This window comes from uncultured Helicobacter sp. (assembly GCF_937906905.1).
Taxonomy (GTDB): domain Bacteria; phylum Campylobacterota; class Campylobacteria; order Campylobacterales; family Helicobacteraceae; genus Helicobacter_B.
Genome location: NZ_CALERY010000028.1, coordinates 1 through 17,863 on the forward strand (window position 1 = coordinate 1; position 17,863 = coordinate 17,863).

A 17,863-nucleotide genomic window follows, 5' to 3' on the forward strand; every position below is an offset into this window, starting at 1 on the left:
CAATCCTTGTAGATACGCAAGGCACGGGCAAGATGGAAGATTCTGTGCTGACAGAGTGTGTGAAAAAAGTCTTTAGACTAACCCCTAAAGGCATTATAGAATCACTTGACCTGCTTCGCCCCATTTATCGCAAAACTGCGGCGTATGGACACTTTGGACGAGAGTTGCCGGAATTTTCTTGGGAGAGAACGGATAAGGTTGAAGCGATTAGAGAGTTTTGCGGAGTGAAGTAGTCTCGCGGAAGCTTGCGCATGGAGCTTGCAATCTCCAATAACCCTTAGAGTCTCACGAGAATCTAAGGAGCTCTGCACTACCTTTTCTCTCTCATAATTTTGCACCCACACTGAATCTAACTCTTTTAGATTCTGGTAGCTTTGCAAACCACAAACAAAATTCACCCCAACCTCAACAAAAGCGCGAAAATGAAAAAGCTAAATTTTGGGAGGTAGGGTTAATAAAACTAGAATCTCCACAACACAACATCAAATTAAAGTAAATTCTATAAACCACCATACTTGAACCAACACTCGCCACTCACAACAACAAAAATGAAGAAATAGAATTTTGGTTTGGCAAAAAGGTAGATATTTAAAAAGGGGGAGGGGCTAGAAACAAAATCCTAGAGTCAAGATCAAAATCCAAAACAAGAGTTTTGCCCCTAGGACTCTGCAACCTAAGACTTCAAACCGCAAACTAGCTCTTAGACCCTAGCCCCAGATCCCACACGAGAATCTAAGCCCAGGGAATGCTAGAAGCGACGAAGCGCTAGGCAGATAAAAGGCGACTAGAAGAATATCGATAGGCGCGAAGCAAATTTCCAAGGCTGGAGTTTTGCTGTTTGATTCTCCCAGTGGTTGATTACATCATAATACGCTCCAAAACCTAGCGCGCTGTTTTTAAGCTTAGGCACTTTCATGGAAATGATAGGACCTAGCACAAGCTGATGTGAGCCAAACCCAGTATAACCAGGATTTTTGCCAGGTGTATAATCCCAGTTATATTCTATTCCCGTGTAGAGGTAGTTGTTCAATGCATAGAAATACCCACCCTTACTTGCAAACTGAGGGTTTTTCGCATCTGTATAGACCGTGGCGGTGATATCAAAGTGTGCTGACATTTGATGATATTGCCAGCTCGCACCAACACCCCAGCCAAAGTTATATCCAGCAGGTGTGGCAGATACAGGGATACCAAAAATGTAGTTTGTCGCCACCGAAAGTGCAGATTCACCAAACTTCTTAGCCATGTGCTGTTTATGGAGTGTTACGCCAAGGTTACCCACAGAGCCAAATGGAGCATTAGCACCTGGTCTAAATGGACTGCCATCTTTGATCATATACATTTGTGGCACAGCAAACGCAATATCCCAGCGATTACCAAGCCCAATACGCACAGCAGGGATTAGATTATTCCTAAAGGCATCATTTGTATTTGCTGTGAGATTATAGTTTAGTAGAACCGCTACGGCTCCAGCATACATCGTTGAGCCACCAGATGCGGTCGTTACACCAATACCTGGGACAGCATATTGTCTGCCTTTTTTCACAGAATCTACACGATAAGAAAACTCTGGAAGTGTGCCAACTGCAGCTGGGAAGCTTGTTTCTTTGGGGAGATCGGGCCAGCTTGTGCCATGCGGGAAGTCATCTGCTACTGCGTAGGAGGAAAAGCCCGCAGCCCAGAGAAGGGCTGCGATGAAAGGTAGCTTTCTCATAGCTCTCACCTATAGGCTATTTGAACGCTTTTTGGACGCTGAATGGGAATGATTGATAACCCATAGAATCAAAGATTTGAATCTCTACAGATGGGTTTTTCTCAGGAGCGCCTGATTTTGGATTCCATTTAAACTCGTTGATAACTGGTTTTGGAGATCCTGTTGGCTTGCCAGCCTTCATGTCAAATCCACCCATACCAGCCGTCGCAGAATACACCATGACAGAGTTTGTCTCTGGGATAAATTCTGTTAGAGATGTAACAGGGCTATACCAAGCATTTCCTCGGTTCTTACCATATTCCCATACTTGTTCGATTGTCATCTTTTTCTGATCGATTTTGTAGATGACAGCGCGAGAGTATTTATCTGTAGGGAATGCTGGCTGCTCCATACCGCGAGAGTCGCCGTTATCAAATGCTGCTAGATAAAGGATATCACCTTTAGACTTCGCATCGATTTTGAACGCAGTATGTTGAGTCCATGTCCAGTCAAATCCACCCTCTTTGCTTAGGTAGCCAGGGCATTTAGAGAAATTGTCTTCGCATTTGATTTTGTTCCCTGAAGCATCTACTGGCTGAAGCAAGAATGGCTTGAATTTGTCTTTCCAGCCCTCATGTGAGCCCACGATCCATTTTACTTTTTTATCGCGACCAATTTTGATCATAGCTGATTGGTGGCGAGAGCTGATGATGATAGAGTCATCTTCTGCATCATAGACGACGCTATTGACATGCGCCCAGTTTCGTCCAGCACCACTTCCTACGATATCACCGAAGCTATCGCTTGAATCAAGCTTAGCAAGCTCATCGGCACTTAGAGTTTTACCAGCTTGTGAAGAGTCGATATTGAGACATACGGCACCTTGATCTAAAACTTTGATTACATTATCTCGGTATTGATCAAGAATCTCATAGAGCCTCCAATCATCAACAACCTTACCACTCTCATCAACCTCCACAATTACATCACGCACGGTGCGGACACTTTTGCCATCTGGACGCTTGTAGTTTGCATTGGCAGCGCGCATAAAGTAGTGCCCCTTTGCTTTACCGGCTGTGGCTGGATACATGAAGTGCGAGTAGTCATTGTAAGAGTCTGGAAGCTGTCTATTAAACACTTCGCGACCCATAATGTCATATTTCACATATCTTTGACCATAGCCCCAAGATAACGCACCATCTTCATTTTGCCTAAAGCCCATCATCACGCCAGAGTGGTAGATACTATTCATTGTGTAAATTTTATCAGGGAGCATATACCAGCGGACTTCACCTTTTGTATCAATAATGAAGTTTTGTGGCTCATAGTTCCACTCAAGCGCACCACCAGCTGGGTTATTCCATACTACTTTCACGCCTTTTGCATCACCGCCAATGTTATTGACAAAATAAAGGCGATTTTTAAACTCTGGATCGACCTTTTTGACCTCAATTTTGCTGAAGAACACGCCGTTTGTCATACCATCGACTTGACCAAAAATTGGTGCTGCGTAGATTTTGTATGTTTCTTTGACGCTTTTAGTCTGCGCACCCTCTTGGCGTTTATACTCAACCAAAACAGTGTTTTTGTAATCAGCATAGAGACCAAATACTGGGATACCAGCATAGTTTTTGATAAGACCATCAGAAACTTTGTAGCTAATTGGCACGCCACCAGCTTTAGCCTGCACTGTAACTTTCACATCTGTGAGAGTGTAGCCACCATGTTTAATAATCGCTGTGAGAGGAGCGATACCATAGGGATTGACTACAACTTCACCAAGCTGCCCCATTTTTTTGTAAGTTTGCTTAGGACCACTTGGACCACCGATAGCAAACACCATGCTTGGCACGACACATGCGCTTACGCCAGCTAGCAATAGACTTGAAACCACTTGCGCTACTTTCATAGCTTCTCCTTTCTGTGTAAGATAGGTTGTGATTATGGATTGTTAGCATAACTTTTTTATCACAAAGGCAAGATATTGATAAAGGCTCAAAATCCAGATTCTCCACGCAAGTTTTCGAAAATAGTCAAGGTGCTTGATGACATAGGGGCACTAGCGTGCAAAAATCTACAAGTGATTTTGGCACCAGAATCTTACATTTGGGATTTAGATAGGGATTGATGTCAGTGATGTTGTCGTATCTAAATTGCGCTAAATCCCACGCTTTTGCTCCCGTCAAATCCACCATGTATCTCGCGCGTGATAGCAGCGATAAAATCTTGCTCGCGAAATATAGGAGAAGCTTGCGTGGCAACTTTGTAGGCAGTGTTTTTCACCACAAGCTCAATTTGCGCGCCACTTAAATCATATTGAGAAAGCCGCTTGATAAGTGTGGATTCTGGCATGTCATACTGCGCATTTTTAGGAAGAAATTTCTGCCACAATCGTTTGCGCATACCAATATCTGGACGCTTGAACTCGATTTTATAATCAAATCGCCTAGAAAACGCAGAATCCATAGTCTCCACGAGATTTGTTGTGGCGATTAGCACACCAGAGAAACGCTCAATTTGCTCGAGAAAAATATTTTGCATTTGATTGTGCATTTTCTCTGCTCCGCTTAGGCTGTGGATTCTGGAGCTTAAAAATTGATCAGCTTCATCAAGTAGCAAGACAGGCGCAGTTTTGGATTTAGCCGCAAGCTCTTTATAGCTATCAAAGATTTTGCGCACATTTTTCTCCGACTCCCCCACATACATAGAGAGAATTTTAGAGCAATCAAAGCTCAAAATAGGCTTTTTAAGAGCTTTAGCGATACCTTGTGCGCTGAGCGTTTTGCCTGTGCCCGCTGCACCATAAAAAAGAATCTTAGCCTGCACGCCTTTATTTTTATGGATTATCCCCCACTCTTGCAAGCGTTTAATCACCGCAGAATCCACTTGCTTCAAGATAGATTCTAGCATGGAGTGGGTGGATTCTGGCAGGACAATCTCATCAAACCCGACTTTTGGCTCAATCAGCTCGAAAATCTCTTGCTCTACTAGCGCGGTGGCGAGGCTGATTTTACCACTACGCTTTTTAGGGGATTTGATAATCTTGCGCAGGATTTCTTCTGGGATAAAAAATGTGCGCACAATCCCACCAAATGGATTTAACATCTCGCCAAAATCCAATAGCCCCTTCTCTACCAGCGTGCCTTTCTCATCAAGCAGTGCGCGATTTTGGATTTTTTCATATTCACTGGTGCTAATGAGATTGATAAGGTTATTCATATCACGATAGTAGCCATCGCCGCCGTAGTATTCTTCTTTAAGCAAGGCAAAAAAGATGATCTCCTCTTTTTTGCTTAGGTGGCATTCTTTCATGAGATTCTGGGCGGGAATGTCGATTTTACTGCACTTGAGACGAGAATCTATGCGCTCTTGGAGACTGCGGATTTGGCTACTTGTGGCAGCACTCTTTTTGCTCCGGAGGGAGGTGAGCAAGCTTATGCGCAGGAATTGATCGGTCAAGTATTCCAAGTGATCATTATAAGGAGTGTTTGATGGGATTTCTGGCTGGGGTGTAGTGCCATTCTCCACGAGATGATAGAAGCTTGGAGCGAGCGCAATTTCTAAGAAAAGGAGCTCAAGACTAGCAAGCTCTCTCTCCTGCTCACGCATGAAATTAAACTCCATGACACTAATCCAGCCAGAATCTAAAAGCGATTTCACCGCACCGACATACTCCAAGATAGCGAGCTTCCCTAGTGTAGCAGGATCAAGTGTGGCAAAATCCATAGGGCTAGATTCTCCATGTTCTTTATTAGATTCTGGGGCAAGAATGAGCTTTGCAGGGGTAGGCTTAGTGGATTCTAGGCTAGAAGATTTCACAGGCTCTTGTGTGCTGGATTCTGGTTTCTGCTTGGGACGGGAAGTGGATTTGGCGGTGGATTTGGAGCTTGATTTATCAGTGGGCGCTGGAGTAGGCTTGGAGACTTTTAGATTCTGGCGAGGACGGCTATCAGCGTCGCTTGGGAGCTTAGCTTGAGCTAGATGACTTATGCTATTTGGCTTAAAAAAGCAAGCATAGAGCACATCATAGACGCGCGCTTCCATTTCGCCATTGATAGCGAGCTGGAGCAAGTGGCGCAAAATCGCACCCTCCTGGTTAGTGCATTTAAGGTGTGGGTAGATGAGCGTATCTGCCACATTTGACTTAGAGAGAAAATCAATAAGATAGCGCATAGATAGTCCTTGAAAATGGTGATTATAGCAAAGTTTAGATTCTAGGGAGTGAGATTGGCAAGGTGTTTGCAAGGTATTTTGTGCAATTTGACGACAAGAAGCACAAAAGCAGGGATAAACTAAAACACAAGCTTAAAAATGATAGCCCCAGAGCCCACGCGTCAAAGCGTTAGATTCTGGGTTGAAGCAATGCGAGCGATTAAAGTTTGCTCGCATTTTTAGCAAGGTAGTCTGCCACGCCTTGAGCGGTTGGCTTCATGCCCTCTTGTCCTTTTTGCCAGCCAGCTGGGCATACTTCGCCGTGTTGTTGGAAAAATAGTAGCGCATCAGCCATGCGGAGCATTTCGTCCATATTGCGACCAAGCGGAAGGTCGTTAATCACTGCGTGGCGCACGACTTGGTCTTTGTCGATAAGGAAACTTCCGCGAAGTGCGATTGCGCCATTAAGCAGCACATCATAATCGCGCGAAATTTGCTTGGTGATGTCAGAGACCATAGGGAAGCTTACAGCACCGATCCCGCCCTGCTCTACTGGAGTATTTCTCCAAGCAAAATGCACAACATCAGAGTCGATTGATACACCGATGACATTGAAGCCCTTTTCTTGGAAATCTTTCACGCGGTGATCCATAGCTAGAATCTCGCTTGGGCAGACAAATGTAAAGTCTTTGGGCCAGAAAAATACAACCGCACCATTTTTGCCGAGATTTTTGCTAAGCTCGAAATTATCGACGATTTGTCCGTTTGCAAGCACTGCTGGAGCGATGAAATCAGGGGCTTTTCTTGTTACTAACATGATGTTCTCCTAAGAAATTGAAATTTGATAATAAGTAAGAATTATTATCGTTTGAAATTGTAGCCCTTAATGGTTAATAATCAGCACTCAAGGTGCAGAAAATCTCTGTATGTGGATTCTGCGATTTATGGCTATTTGGCTTGCTTGGTCTTGGCAAAGCGGCGCGACTGCCCGATACGATAGAGTGCAAAATCATAGCGGATAGGGTCATGCGGACAGAATCTAGCTAGATTCTCACTCACCTCAAACACTGCGCGAATATCATAGCTCGCGCGCCTTAATAGCCCAAGCTCGCGCGAGATTCTATGCGTATGAGTATCAAGCGGCAGGAGCAAATCACTAGGCGAGAGCAGCCCCTGCCAGATTCCCAAATCAATCTCATCGCTTCGCACCATCCAGCGCAAAAACATATTCCAGCGCTTAAGCGGCGAGCTACCATAAGCACTACCGATAAGAAATGCAAACCCACGCGAAAATCCGCCAGAATCCAAAAACGGCGCATGAGCCAAGCTCATAGCGCGATACTCTGGGGAGAAATACTCACGCGCGAGGCTAGATTCTAGCACGCCAGCAGCACTCTGGCATAGCAGGGCGATGAGATGTGCGATTTGCTCTAGCGGAGAGCTATTTGGCACAAGCACCCGCTCTAGCCCTCCAGATTTTAAAATCCTAGCCAAGCTTAACAATAGCAGCTTCACATCTTCACGGCTTTGGAAGCGATAGTAGGGAAACTCATAGTGCGCAAAATACTCCAAACAATCGCGCTCGCCAAGCATGCCCAAAGGCAAAGAATCCAAAAACCCCACAATCGCGCGCACATTCCCATAGGCAAACAGCGCGCAAACTAGCGCAATAGCACTAAGCGTGCGTGAGTCTGGTGCAGATTTTGGGGCAACATCGCGCATGCTCGCCACGCCGCTCTCATGCGTATTATGCAGAGGCTTGGCGTATTTGTAGAGGATAAGCAGTGGATCAGGATTGTCGTAGCTTATGGCATTAGAGCGATTGTGCGCATGATAATTAGAATCCAAGAGATCTTGGAGGGTGCGAAAGGCTTTGGAGCGAGGGGTTAGCGTATAAGCACTCATGCAAACTGCCCCCACAAAAACGCCCCCAGATAGTAGCAAACCCCGCACATCACAAGAGCCGTGAAACTATCAAGCACCGCCCATGCGCGCGGATTTTTAAAAAGTGGCAGCAAAATCCGCACCCCATAGCCCACACCAAAATACCACACAAACGACACACAAATAAGCCCAGCAAAAAACGCCCAGCGCTCATAGCCCCCATTGCCAAGCATCGCGCTTACTCCGCCGATAATGATAAATGTATCGAGATAGAAATTTGGGTTTAGCAGTGTTAGGGCAAGTGTGGTGAGAATAGCTTGGGCGCGAGTAGATTCTGGGCTAGGGGGTGCTTTAGACTCCGCGCCAGAATCTAAGGACGATTTGGGGGTAGATTCTAGCGCAAATTGTCTGCTAGAGCCTATGTCAAACTCTATGGATTCCGGGGGCTTGAGTGCTTGAAGCGCGCTTTGTAAGGATTTGAATGCGTAGTAGAGCAAAAACCCCATTCCAAACAGCCCAAGCAGCAAAAACCACACGCTATCTGTGCCAAGCACATTGCCTATCATCGCCGCGCCAAACACACTTGCCCCCATAACGATGATATCGCACACTAGGCAGACAATAATGACGCTTAGGATATGGGACTTTAGCAGACCTTGGCGTATGACAAAGGCATTTTGCGGACCGATAACGACAATAAGGCTAATGCCTAGCAAAACGCCTTTGATAAATATGCTCATCATACTGCTCGCTGTGTGGGCTTAAGACTCTGGCGCGGATTCTAGCCTAATTGGCATAAAATTACATTATAATGCGGGGCATGAGGAAATCACAGGGGAGAGATGATGCGCGGATTCTGGGGCTTTTGTCCTATCATTATGCTGTGTGTAAATCTAGCAGAATCTGCCATAAGCCGCCCTCCTACTGGCACTGCCCACCAAGCCAAATCCATAGATTCCACTCGCGCAGAGTCAAGCGCCACAAACACCACAGACCCTAGCCCAACAAGCCCCATAGATTCTAGCGATTTCTCCACAGAGCTCTCTAAAATCTGCAAGTCGCTCTCACAAAATCGCGAGCACAAAGACTCTCATAGCGAGCCCTACTGCAATGACTTGCCCCCATCACTACAAAATCTACTTTTTATCCAAGCGCCCCAGAGTATCTACACGCCCGTAAATCCCAAATCCAAATACATTCAGCTTGCCAATAATCTCCCTATCTATGTCTTGCCTGCGTATTATAGCTTCACCCAGCCCTACTCAACGCGCGATATTCCAGTCGAGATCAAATTCCAAGTAAGCTTTCGCGTGGTATTCCTAGAAGATGTAGTGTGCAAATACTGCAGCTTTGACTTTGGCTACACACAAACACATTGGTTTCAAATCTACAACACACCAGATTCTAAGCCCATGCGCGATCTTAACTTTAGCCCAAGCTTTATGTTCAACTATACCAAAACCCTGCCATTCCTGGGCGGCTATATCACAAGCCTGCGCGCAGGCTATCTGCACCTAAGCAATGGCGAGCGCAACAACAATCTTGATGTAGGCTATGCCGATACCCGCAACGATGGGCTAACACCTGATAATCCAAATTGGTTTAATCGATCAAAATCTATCGATCGCTTCATCGCCCAGCTAGATTGGCAGCGCGGGAGATTTGGATTCTCGCTGCGAGCATGGGTGCCGCTAGGACATCTACTAAGCGATGTGGGGGACAATACCACGATAAACGCCTATATCGGCTTTGGCGATATTATCTTCTCCTATGAGTATCGGCGACATCTCTTTGAACTCTATGTGAATAATATTTTCAACAACTATTTCACGCACGAGTATTGGGACTGGAAGGGACGATTTGAGCTTGGCTATACTTATCGCTTGAGCAAGCGTATCGGTATTTATTTGCAGGTGGTGCATGGGTTTGGCGATAGTTTGTATGAATATAACTACCGCGTAACGCGCTCTGGGCTTGGCATGCGACTAAATTTTTAAAAATTTTGCAAAATCGGGGGGGGGGGGGGGGGGGGGGGGGGAAGTGAAATTCTGCTATAATCGCGCATTCTACTAATAAATCACATAAAGTTTATCAAAGGACATCTATGCAGCACACTGCTCCCAATCCCCCTGCGAGCGACATTGCGCCTAGCAGCTTTGCAAATCCTACTGGGCGAATCGCTATTGTAGCGGGTAATGGACCAAGCCTAGCCCAAATCGACTACACCCGTCTTCCCCCCCCCCCCCGCAAACCGCAGAATCTAATGCGCTAGATTCTGCTACTTTTGATGTTTTCCGCTGTAATCAATTCTATTTCGAAGAAGAATATTTCCTAGGCAAAAACATCACATACGCCTTTGCCACTCCACCAGTGATATTCGAGCAAGTCTATACACTTAGGAGTATTCATGATAATGGCGAGTATAGAATTAAAAACATAGTAGCCAAGACATTTAATCTTAGATCATTAGACGAACCTTATTGTGAAAATATGGGCGCCTTTGCACATATCCCTAATGGTGCTGACACGCTCAAAAATCTACGCGAGTTTTTTATCTTTGCTATGCACAGCTGGATCTACCACGATGAACTCATCACATCTGGAATCTATGCGTGCGCCTTTGCTGTCGCACTTGGATATAAAGAGATTTATATTGCAGGAATCGATCTCTATAGCGCTAATAGGGGTTATGCTTTTAACCCCCTACAATCAAATCTCCTAAAAATGATACCAGACTACGATCCCAACCCCAAACCAGACTTTATGCATTTCCCAGAAACAGATCTCAAAGCACTCGAGATTCTCGCCAAGCACCATGGAGCTAGATTCTACTCACTCTGCCCATCTAGTCCTATCTCAAAGCATATCCCCCTAGCACCCGTGAGAGCAGACTCTAGTGTGCAAAGCTGGGAGCAAGCGAAGAAATCCAAGCCTAAAGATGCCACACGAGACATACTTATCCCATCCAAATATGCATACGAGAAGATGTATTATGGCGTATCAATCTCGCCACTCAATCCGCTGCGCCAGAATCTTATCTATCGGCTTGTCCGCGATATCCTGCGCTTCCCAAGCCAGACCAAGCACTACATACGAGCCAAAAAACGCTACAAATAGCCCAAGGAGTCATCGCAATGAATGAAATCACCATAGAGCATCTCCGCATCGCACGCGATGTCCCACCGCTTGTTATCCCAGAGATTGGGATAAACCACAATGGCAGCCTAGAAATCGCCAAGCTTATGGTAGATAGCGCCAAACGCGCTGGGGCAAGCATTATCAAGCACCAAACCCATATCATTGATGATGAGATGTGTGCTGCTGCGCAAAAAGTAATCCCCGGCAATGCTAAAAAAAGCATTTATGCGATCATGCAAGAATGCGCACTGGATTTTGCTGATGAGCGCGCACTGAAAGAATACACAGAGTCTCAAGGGCTAGTCTATCTTAGCACGCCATTTTCTCGCGCAGCAGCAAATCGCCTGCAAGATATGGGTGTAAGCGCCTTTAAAATTGGCAGTGGTGAGTGCAACAACTACCCCCTGCTAAAGCATATCGCCAGCTTCAAAAAGCCAATAATCCTAAGCACGGGCATGAATAGCCTAGAATCCATAGAGATGAGCGTAAGGATTTTGCGCGAAGCAGAAGTGCCATTTGTGCTACTACATACGACAAACCTCTACCCTACCCCAGATCATCTCGTGCGCCTACAAGCGATGTGTGCCTTAGAGCGGGAGTTTGACTGCCTAGTGGGGCTAAGCGATCACACTACAAGCAATCTCGCATGTCTCGGCGCTGTCGCACTTGGGGCATGTGTGCTGGAGCGGCATTTTACTGATTCTATGGAGAGAAAAGGACCCGATATTATCTGCTCTAATGATGAACACGCACTACAAGAGCTCATCGAGCAAAGTGCGCAGATGTTTGCTATGCGCGGGGATAATGCCCCAAAACAAGCGGCAAAAGAAGAGCAAGTAACGATAGATTTCGCTTTTGCAAGTGTGGTAAGCATAGCGGCGATTAAAAAAGGCGAGGTGCTTAGCATGGAAAATATCTGGGTCAAGCGCCCGGGCAAAGGCGGAATCCCAGCAAGTGAGTTTGAAGCAATCTTGGGCAAAAAAGCCGCGCGAGATATTGAAGCAAATATACAACTACAATATGGGGATTTTGTATAAACATCTATGTGAGCATGCGGACTACCAGAATCTAAAAATGAAAGAACATACAATGAGAAAAATCGTCTTTGTAACCGGCACCCGAGCGGACTTTTCTAAGACAAAATCTCTCATGCTACGCATAGAGCAGGGCAAAGAATTCGAGCTACATATCTTTGCCACAGGCATGCACCTAAGCAAGCAGTTTGGGCTTACTGTGCATGAAATAGAAAAATGTGGCTTTGCAAACATCTACAAATTCATAAATCACGACAAATACTATCAAATGGATCTCGCCCTAGCCCACACAATCGATGGATTTTCAAAATTTATTGCAGAATACGAGCCAGATTTGATAGTCGTGCATGGAGATAGGGTCGAGCCACTAGCTGCAAGTATCGTAGGCGCGCTTAATAACATTCTTGTGGCGCATATCGAGGGCGGAGAGGTTTCTGGGACGATTGATGATAGCCTGCGCCATGCTATCTCAAAGCTCGCGCATATTCACTTAGTCAATGATGAGCGCGCACAAAAGCGTCTCCTCCAGCTCGGTGAAAAAGCGCAATCTATCTTCATCATCGGCTCGCCAGATCTTGATGTGTTAGAGAGTAGTGATGTGAGCTTAGAAGAGGCAAAGGCGTATTATGGCATTGGCTTTGACAACTATGCGATCGTGATGTTTCACCCTGTTACCACCGAGCTAGATTCTATCAAAAACCAAGCCGATGAGCTCGTGCATGCGCTCCAAGCCACCGCCACACAAAATGCCCAAAACTACATCATCATCTATCCAAACAACGATTTGGGGTTTAATTTGATTTTGGAGGCATATAAGCCTTTGCATGCGCTGGAGAGGGTGATGTTTTTCCCCTCGATTCGCTTTGAGTATTTTATCGCGCTGCTTAAGGGCGCGCAGTTTCTCATCGGGAATTCTAGCTGCTTGCTAAAAGAAGCGCCATATCTTGGAATCCCTAGTATCAATGTCGGCACAAGACAGACAAACCGCATGGGAAGCGAGCTTGCTAGTGTATTCCACACAGAAGCCAGACAAGATTCAATCCTGCGCGCCATAGCAAGCGCCAAAATCTACAAAGCCCCACAACCACGCTCACAAAAACGCGAAAAAAGCGATAAGCTATTTTACGCGCTGCTAGAGAATGGCAAACTATTTACGATAGAAAAACAAAAGAGATTCCAGGATTTGTAAGGATTCCCATGCGCTGGCTACATAAACTCATACAAAAGCTTACCAATAAGCCCCGCCAAATCACCTTGCAAAAGCTTGATACCATCGCTCACCATGCGTGTAAGCCCCAAAAAATAGCAATGGGGGGGGGGATACAACATCGCGCGCAAACTCATCATGCAGATTGCGCGCTCGAGCACCCAGCGAGCGATCCTTGGGCATTTATCCGTGTCAAAAATGAAGAGCAGACATTGCGAGCGAGCCTAGAGTCCATGCTGCCAGCTATTAGACGCGGGGTAATTGGCTATAATGACTGCACAGATTCTAGTGAGGCGATTATTTTGGAGTTTTGCAAAGAGAATCCTAGCTTTATCCCTGCAAAATATCCCCACAATGTCCTACTCGAAGACCCACCACATGAACATAATAAGCTGCATAGCTATTATAATTTCGTGCTCTCATTTATCCCAGAAAACGCATGGATAATAAAAATCGATGTTGATCATATCTATGAGCCAGAAATCCTGCACAAAACCCTCTATCTCCCCAAAAAAGCAAACCACGCCGTAGTCTATCCGCGCGTGAATTTTGTCGTGATGGATTCTAAAATTTATGTGCAAAATAATAGTAAAAATGGCTTTATACAAGGCTACGACCAACTACTTGTGCATAAAAAAGGCGTAACATTTGCAGAGCGCAAAACCTCGAAAGCAGCGCAGTGGATCGACAATACCCAGCACGAAAACACCCTCTACTCGGAGCGACAAGTGATTCCAAGAGATACGCGCTATTTTCTCGCGCCACTTATGCAGTGGCATTTCCCGGCACTCAAGCACAGACGGGCGGGGTTTATAGAGCATTTAGATCTTATGAGCTTGGAAGAGTTTAAGGTGAGAAATCAGCACTTGCTTGATACGATTATCCCGCGCTATATGCTTGAGAAAGAAGTGATACGCGAACGATATGAGAGATTCGCAAAATTGTAAATCCAAAATCCAAGGCAAACAATGACCCTAGCACTAATCCCCGCACGCGCTGGCTCAAAAAGCATAAAAAACAAAAATCTAGCACTATTAGCCAATCACCCGCTGATTTACTACACCATAGAGGCTGCTAAAGCTGCTGCCTGTATCGACAAAATCGTGGTAAGCAGCGATGGCGAAGCGATTTTAGAGTATGCGGCTTCACAGAATATAGAGACCCTAAAGCGACCAAAGGAGCTAGCCACAGATAGCACGCAAAGCCATGAAGTGCTCCTGCACGCATTGGAACACTACAAAGAATGCAAGCATGTTGTCTTACTGCAGCCCACTTCACCACTGCGCACGAGCGAGGATATTGATAGAGCATATAAAATCTTTGTATCAAAAAAGGCAAATGCGCTTATTAGCGTGTGCAAAGTGGATTCTAAGATTTTAAAAAGCTTTGTGGCTAATGAGAATGGCGAGCTACGCGGGATAGCCAATAACACCTATCCGTTTATGCCCCGCCAGAATCTACCGCAAACCTACCAAAGCAATGGCGCGATTTATATCGTAAAACGGGAGCTATTTGTGGATAATCCAAGCTTCTTACCAGAGCATACACATTACTATCTTATGGAGGAAGAAACTAGCCTAGATATTGACATCATGGTGGATTTACAAAAGGCAGAATCCAGGATCAAACACAATAAAGAGGAGAAAGCATGAATACAAGCAACACACAAAAAGATTTACAAATAATTGCGCATATAGACAAACTACTTGAGGGCGTAAATATAGCTATGCTAGGAGATCATAAGCTATTTATCCACAAAGAAAATGACTCCATAAAAGTGTATGACTCTATCTGCCCACATCAAGGAGCAATCTTGCATTGCGATAGCACAAATGCAGGCGACAATACAATACTCCCACAAGGCGCAAAACCATGCCAAGAAATCTATTGCAAAGTGCATAATTGGCGTTTTGATGCGCAAAGTGGTAATGCCCTTAACCTAAACGCAAAGCTTATCGAACTTGAAGCGCATAGAGACTCTAAAGGCAATATTGCTATATACGCACCAGCCTTACACTCTAGTGTCGCCCCTGCTACTACGGGGGGGGGGGACACTTAAAAACAAAACTCATTGTAAATATATAAACCCACATATCAAAATCACTCTGCATGGGCATGCTACTTTAGAATTTTGCTATAAAAATTTTAGCTTATTGTGCGACCCATGGCTTGTAGGCTATGCCTTTTTTGGCGCATGGCGCACCTACCCAAATCCAATAATAAAGCCAAGTGAATTAAAACCAAATGCGATATACATCTCACATGAGCATAGCGATCATTTTCATCCAGAAACTCTCAAGTATTTTGATACCAAACTGCCAATTTACATTCCAGCCTTTCCCAATGGGCGGCTAGAACAAAAACTGCACGACTTGGGGTTTTGTAATGTTATTGTGCTACCTTTTGGTAAGCGAGTAGAGATTGCACAAGAGTGTTTTATTACCATTTATGAGCCAGCATCTTTATGGAATGACTCCCAAATGCTTCTTGAAATAGATTCTTTCACAATCCTTAATATCAATGATGCAGGCATAAATCACCGGATCCTACAAGCAATAGGTAGCGTCGATATGCTATGTGCGAGCTTTTCACCAGGGGCTAGCGGCTATCCAGCCACTTATACACACTTAAGCGATAAACAAAAAATAAGCATTTATGAAAAAAGTAGGGTTGCTACTTTGGAAATGCTACAACAAGCCTGCAAACTTTATAGTGCTGCTTATTTTCTTCCTTTTGCTTCACATTTTATTTTAAACCATCCAAAGCATTTGTGCTACTTAGAACTTGTGCGTAAAAACACAATTTATGATGTAGAAAATTTCTTCAATACTCAGCAACACAATACGACCAAAGTTATAGCCTTGCTTGCAGGTGATACATGGACGGCAGACACAGATACTATACAAAGGCAACATAGAAATACCAACACCTATGAAAAGCGGGTGATACAAAAATTTATTACCGAACATTTTAATGAATCTGAGTTTAACATGTATTATCCCAACAAACAACAATATGTCTTTGACAAGACAAAGGTGCAAGAGTATTTTATGAATCTAAACGCTATCCCTGAAATAGCCTTTTGCGAAGATATGAGTGTGAGCATATATCCAGATTCCAATGCAGAGCTAGCTTTTTCTTTTTGTATCACAAATGGAAAATTATGCATGCTTGATTTTCTTGCCGCTTCGCCAAATTTGACCATCAATATTCCTAGTGAAATACTTATGTATATCGTTATACACAACGAGTCGTGGGACGAAGCTACAATCGGCTATTGGTGTGAGTGCAGTAGAAATCCAGACATATATCATGCAGAATTTTGGCGTATGCTCCAAGCCCCATATTATCTTAAGTCAACCACCACAAAGCATTTACGAACAAGCGCTATAGGCACGCAAAGCACCATTGCAGATGTGCTAGAAAACCTAGGTGAGCAAGGACATAAGATTCTGGCTCGTTATGGCTTATACTGCCTAAGCTGCGATAAAGCGGTAATGGAAAGTATTGAACTGGCATGCAAAAAGCATGGGATAGATACACTCAAGATGAACAGAATGGTAAGGGAATTGCAAGCACATGATATGTCTAACTATTCTCACATATCAATATGGACCAGCTTACATAGGTGAACATAATACCATCACCTTTGGTATTTTTAATATTTTTTATTGTATGAATATTATATTAAATCTTGTAATTTTATTTTAAAACTAACCATTAACGATTATGCCGAAACCAGATCCCGGACTACAATGCTACATCATCGATCTTTACTCTCTAGTTTTAACCGCCAGTGGAGAGAAAATCACTATCAACTTACACTTTCATATATAATAAAAATGCTCCAAATCTCCAGCTTCAGGTTTCAAATCTATCTCAAAGCCCATACCAAAATTCATATCAAGCTTCATATAAAATGCATTAAACAATGCTCCTAGGTTTATCTTAGCCATATAAAAGCATGTTTTCATGTCCTAGCTAAATCAGCTCTTTAGCACGAGTGAAAAGCCCATCAATAGTTAGACTTATCTCGGCCCACTCCCCGCTTTATGATGTGGAAAATTTTAGCTAATCTCGCTAGGCTAGATTCTGGCTCTTGGTTTGTTGTTTCGCTGCATTTTTGCATTTCTCACACTCCCGTATTGCTTTTACATCTTTGACAAATGCACCCATTATAAATAGAAACAAAATCACATCGCACAAGATCGCAATAATTAAAATATAAATACAATTAGGCAGGATCCAACAAGCAAAAGAATAAAAGCACCCCCAAACAATCCCTAACAATTAAACATAAATAAAAACACACCAAAAAAATACAAGCAATTAACGCATAAAAATAAAAAACAATCACATAAACGACTCTAGATCTCAATAACAAACATAGAAAATCCTTGTGGATTTTCTCGCAACGACAGAGAAAAGGGCATTGCTACTAGAATCCACTTTCACACTAGAATCCGCGTTTTACAATGCTTGGTTTATCTAGCAACGATTCTAGGTATTTGTAAGGGGTATTATGAAGCATACATTAAGCAGCACAAACAACACATACAAGAACAAAGCAATAGAAACAAGCAACACATACACACAAAAAATCAAACTCAACAGGAATGATAAAAACACAAAAAGTAACAACTAAAAATAAAAGATGCCAACAAGCATACATATAAAAAGTGAAACGAAGTATTAAGCAGAAACAATCTCCCTTATCCCTGCATCGACCTACATTCCCACACCTGAAAGATGCAG

At 44.1% G+C, this 17,863-nt stretch carries 17 protein-coding genes and 2 pseudogenes; 12 read left to right on the top strand and 7 right to left on the bottom strand.

Annotation, left to right across the window (positions count from 1 at the left end; all coding sequences use genetic code 11):
• Positions 1 to 233 (top strand): methionine adenosyltransferase domain-containing protein (locus Q0171_RS07285; RefSeq protein ID WP_299328361.1); only part of this gene is annotated, 233 nt, incomplete at its 5' end.
• 551 nt (positions 234 to 784) lie between these two features.
• On the opposite strand, the gene Q0171_RS07290 is transcribed toward Q0171_RS07285, so the two are convergent.
• Complete coding sequence (locus tag Q0171_RS07290) at positions 785 to 1,714, bottom strand: hypothetical protein (RefSeq protein ID WP_299328364.1); 930 nt, start codon at positions 1,712 to 1,714, stop codon at positions 785 to 787.
• Between the two features lie 16 nt (positions 1,715 to 1,730).
• The gene (locus Q0171_RS07295) at positions 1,731 to 3,602 is read right to left on the bottom strand and encodes an aryl-sulfate sulfotransferase (RefSeq protein ID WP_299328366.1); all 1,872 of its coding nucleotides are present in this window, start codon (positions 3,600 to 3,602) and stop codon (positions 1,731 to 1,733) included.
• Between the two features lie 75 nt (positions 3,603 to 3,677).
• On the opposite strand from Q0171_RS07295, the gene Q0171_RS07300 reads away from it, so the two are divergent.
• The gene (locus Q0171_RS07300) at positions 3,678 to 3,821 is read left to right on the top strand and encodes a hypothetical protein (protein ID WP_299328369.1); all 144 of its coding nucleotides are present in this window, start codon (positions 3,678 to 3,680) and stop codon (positions 3,819 to 3,821) included.
• 20 nt (positions 3,822 to 3,841) lie between these two features.
• On the opposite strand, the gene Q0171_RS07305 is transcribed toward Q0171_RS07300, so the two are convergent.
• From Q0171_RS07305 to Q0171_RS07320, 4 genes are all read right to left on the bottom strand, one after another.
• Positions 3,842 to 5,866, bottom strand: coding sequence for an ATP-binding protein (locus Q0171_RS07305; RefSeq protein ID WP_299328372.1), 2,025 nt, complete (start codon positions 5,864 to 5,866; stop codon positions 3,842 to 3,844).
• 199 nt (positions 5,867 to 6,065) lie between these two features.
• Positions 6,066 to 6,662, bottom strand: coding sequence for a peroxiredoxin (locus Q0171_RS07310; RefSeq protein ID WP_299328375.1), 597 nt, complete (start codon positions 6,660 to 6,662; stop codon positions 6,066 to 6,068).
• Between the two features lie 131 nt (positions 6,663 to 6,793).
• Positions 6,794 to 7,750: a TIGR02757 family protein gene (locus Q0171_RS07315; RefSeq protein WP_299328378.1), complete on the bottom strand. Its 957-nt coding sequence runs from the start codon at positions 7,748 to 7,750 to the stop codon at positions 6,794 to 6,796.
• Entirely contained in the window at positions 7,747 to 8,472 is a 726-nt protein-coding gene (locus Q0171_RS07320) for a LysE family transporter (RefSeq protein ID WP_299328381.1), read from the bottom strand. Before Q0171_RS07320 ends, Q0171_RS07315 begins: the two co-directional genes overlap by 4 nt.
• Positions 8,473 to 8,574: 102 nt before the next feature.
• On the opposite strand from Q0171_RS07320, the gene Q0171_RS07325 reads away from it, so the two are divergent.
• From Q0171_RS07325 to Q0171_RS07365, 10 genes and pseudogenes are all read left to right on the top strand, one after another.
• Positions 8,575 to 9,726, top strand: coding sequence for a phospholipase A (locus Q0171_RS07325; RefSeq protein WP_299328384.1), 1,152 nt, complete (start codon positions 8,575 to 8,577; stop codon positions 9,724 to 9,726).
• A gap of 107 nt (positions 9,727 to 9,833) precedes the next feature.
• A complete protein-coding gene (locus Q0171_RS07330) occupies positions 9,834 to 10,001 on the top strand; it encodes a hypothetical protein (RefSeq protein WP_299328387.1) in 168 nt (55 codons plus the stop codon).
• Positions 10,002 to 10,021: 20 nt separating this feature from the next.
• Positions 10,022 to 10,846: pseudogene (locus Q0171_RS07335) on the top strand (alpha-2,3-sialyltransferase); the annotation flags it as partial.
• A 17-nt stretch (positions 10,847 to 10,863) separates the two neighbouring features.
• Complete coding sequence (locus Q0171_RS07340) at positions 10,864 to 11,904, top strand: N-acetylneuraminate synthase family protein (protein WP_299328391.1); 1,041 nt, start codon at positions 10,864 to 10,866, stop codon at positions 11,902 to 11,904.
• A 52-nt stretch (positions 11,905 to 11,956) separates the two neighbouring features.
• Positions 11,957 to 13,090: a UDP-N-acetylglucosamine 2-epimerase gene (neuC, locus tag Q0171_RS07345; RefSeq protein ID WP_299328409.1), complete on the top strand. Its 1,134-nt coding sequence runs from the start codon at positions 11,957 to 11,959 to the stop codon at positions 13,088 to 13,090.
• Positions 13,091 to 13,098: 8 nt separating this feature from the next.
• The gene (locus Q0171_RS07350; protein ID WP_299328394.1) at positions 13,099 to 14,055 is read left to right on the top strand and encodes a glycosyltransferase; all 957 of its coding nucleotides are present in this window, start codon (positions 13,099 to 13,101) and stop codon (positions 14,053 to 14,055) included.
• Between the two features lie 21 nt (positions 14,056 to 14,076).
• The gene (locus tag Q0171_RS07355; protein WP_299328396.1) at positions 14,077 to 14,760 is read left to right on the top strand and encodes an acylneuraminate cytidylyltransferase family protein; all 684 of its coding nucleotides are present in this window, start codon (positions 14,077 to 14,079) and stop codon (positions 14,758 to 14,760) included.
• Positions 14,757 to 15,167 (top strand): Rieske (2Fe-2S) protein, encoded by a 411-nt coding sequence (locus Q0171_RS07360; RefSeq protein WP_299328398.1) that lies wholly within the window; start codon positions 14,757 to 14,759, stop codon positions 15,165 to 15,167. The genes Q0171_RS07355 and Q0171_RS07360 overlap by 4 nt, the downstream gene beginning before the upstream one ends.
• A pseudogene (locus Q0171_RS08595) lies at positions 15,130 to 15,492 on the top strand (MBL fold metallo-hydrolase); the annotation flags it as partial. The gene Q0171_RS07360 and the pseudogene Q0171_RS08595, both read left to right, overlap by 38 nt.
• 96 nt (positions 15,493 to 15,588) lie before the next feature.
• Positions 15,589 to 16,740, top strand: coding sequence for a hypothetical protein (locus Q0171_RS07365; protein WP_299328401.1), 1,152 nt, complete (start codon positions 15,589 to 15,591; stop codon positions 16,738 to 16,740).
• A gap of 195 nt (positions 16,741 to 16,935) precedes the next feature.
• On the opposite strand, the gene Q0171_RS07370 is transcribed toward Q0171_RS07365, so the two are convergent.
• Positions 16,936 to 17,082: a hypothetical protein gene (locus tag Q0171_RS07370; RefSeq protein ID WP_299328406.1), complete on the bottom strand. Its 147-nt coding sequence runs from the start codon at positions 17,080 to 17,082 to the stop codon at positions 16,936 to 16,938.
• Between the last annotated feature and the right edge of the window lie 781 nt (positions 17,083 to 17,863).

Coding starts and splice junctions, on each gene's coding strand:
- Q0171_RS07365 (WP_299328401.1), top strand. CDS start 15,589: ATGCTTCTTGAAATAGATTCTTTCACAATCCTTAATATCAATGATGCA.
- Q0171_RS07355 (WP_299328396.1), top strand. CDS start 14,077: ATGACCCTAGCACTAATCCCCGCACGCGCTGGCTCAAAAAGCATAAAA.
- Q0171_RS07330 (WP_299328387.1), top strand. CDS start 9,834: ATGCAGCACACTGCTCCCAATCCCCCTGCGAGCGACATTGCGCCTAGC.
- Q0171_RS07290 (WP_299328364.1), bottom strand. CDS start 1,714: ATGAGAAAGCTACCTTTCATCGCAGCCCTTCTCTGGGCTGCGGGCTTT.
- Q0171_RS07360 (WP_299328398.1), top strand. CDS start 14,757: ATGAATACAAGCAACACACAAAAAGATTTACAAATAATTGCGCATATA.
- Q0171_RS07325 (WP_299328384.1), top strand. CDS start 8,575: ATGCGCGGATTCTGGGGCTTTTGTCCTATCATTATGCTGTGTGTAAAT.
- Q0171_RS07350 (WP_299328394.1), top strand. CDS start 13,099: ATGCGCTGGCTACATAAACTCATACAAAAGCTTACCAATAAGCCCCGC.
- Q0171_RS07340 (WP_299328391.1), top strand. CDS start 10,864: ATGAATGAAATCACCATAGAGCATCTCCGCATCGCACGCGATGTCCCA.
- neuC (WP_299328409.1), top strand. CDS start 11,957: ATGAGAAAAATCGTCTTTGTAACCGGCACCCGAGCGGACTTTTCTAAG.
- Q0171_RS07370 (WP_299328406.1), bottom strand. CDS start 17,082: ATGAAAACATGCTTTTATATGGCTAAGATAAACCTAGGAGCATTGTTT.
- Q0171_RS07320 (WP_299328381.1), bottom strand. CDS start 8,472: ATGATGAGCATATTTATCAAAGGCGTTTTGCTAGGCATTAGCCTTATT.
- Q0171_RS07305 (WP_299328372.1), bottom strand. CDS start 5,866: ATGCGCTATCTTATTGATTTTCTCTCTAAGTCAAATGTGGCAGATACG.
- Q0171_RS07295 (WP_299328366.1), bottom strand. CDS start 3,602: ATGAAAGTAGCGCAAGTGGTTTCAAGTCTATTGCTAGCTGGCGTAAGC.
- Q0171_RS07310 (WP_299328375.1), bottom strand. CDS start 6,662: ATGTTAGTAACAAGAAAAGCCCCTGATTTCATCGCTCCAGCAGTGCTT.
- Q0171_RS07315 (WP_299328378.1), bottom strand. CDS start 7,750: ATGAGTGCTTATACGCTAACCCCTCGCTCCAAAGCCTTTCGCACCCTC.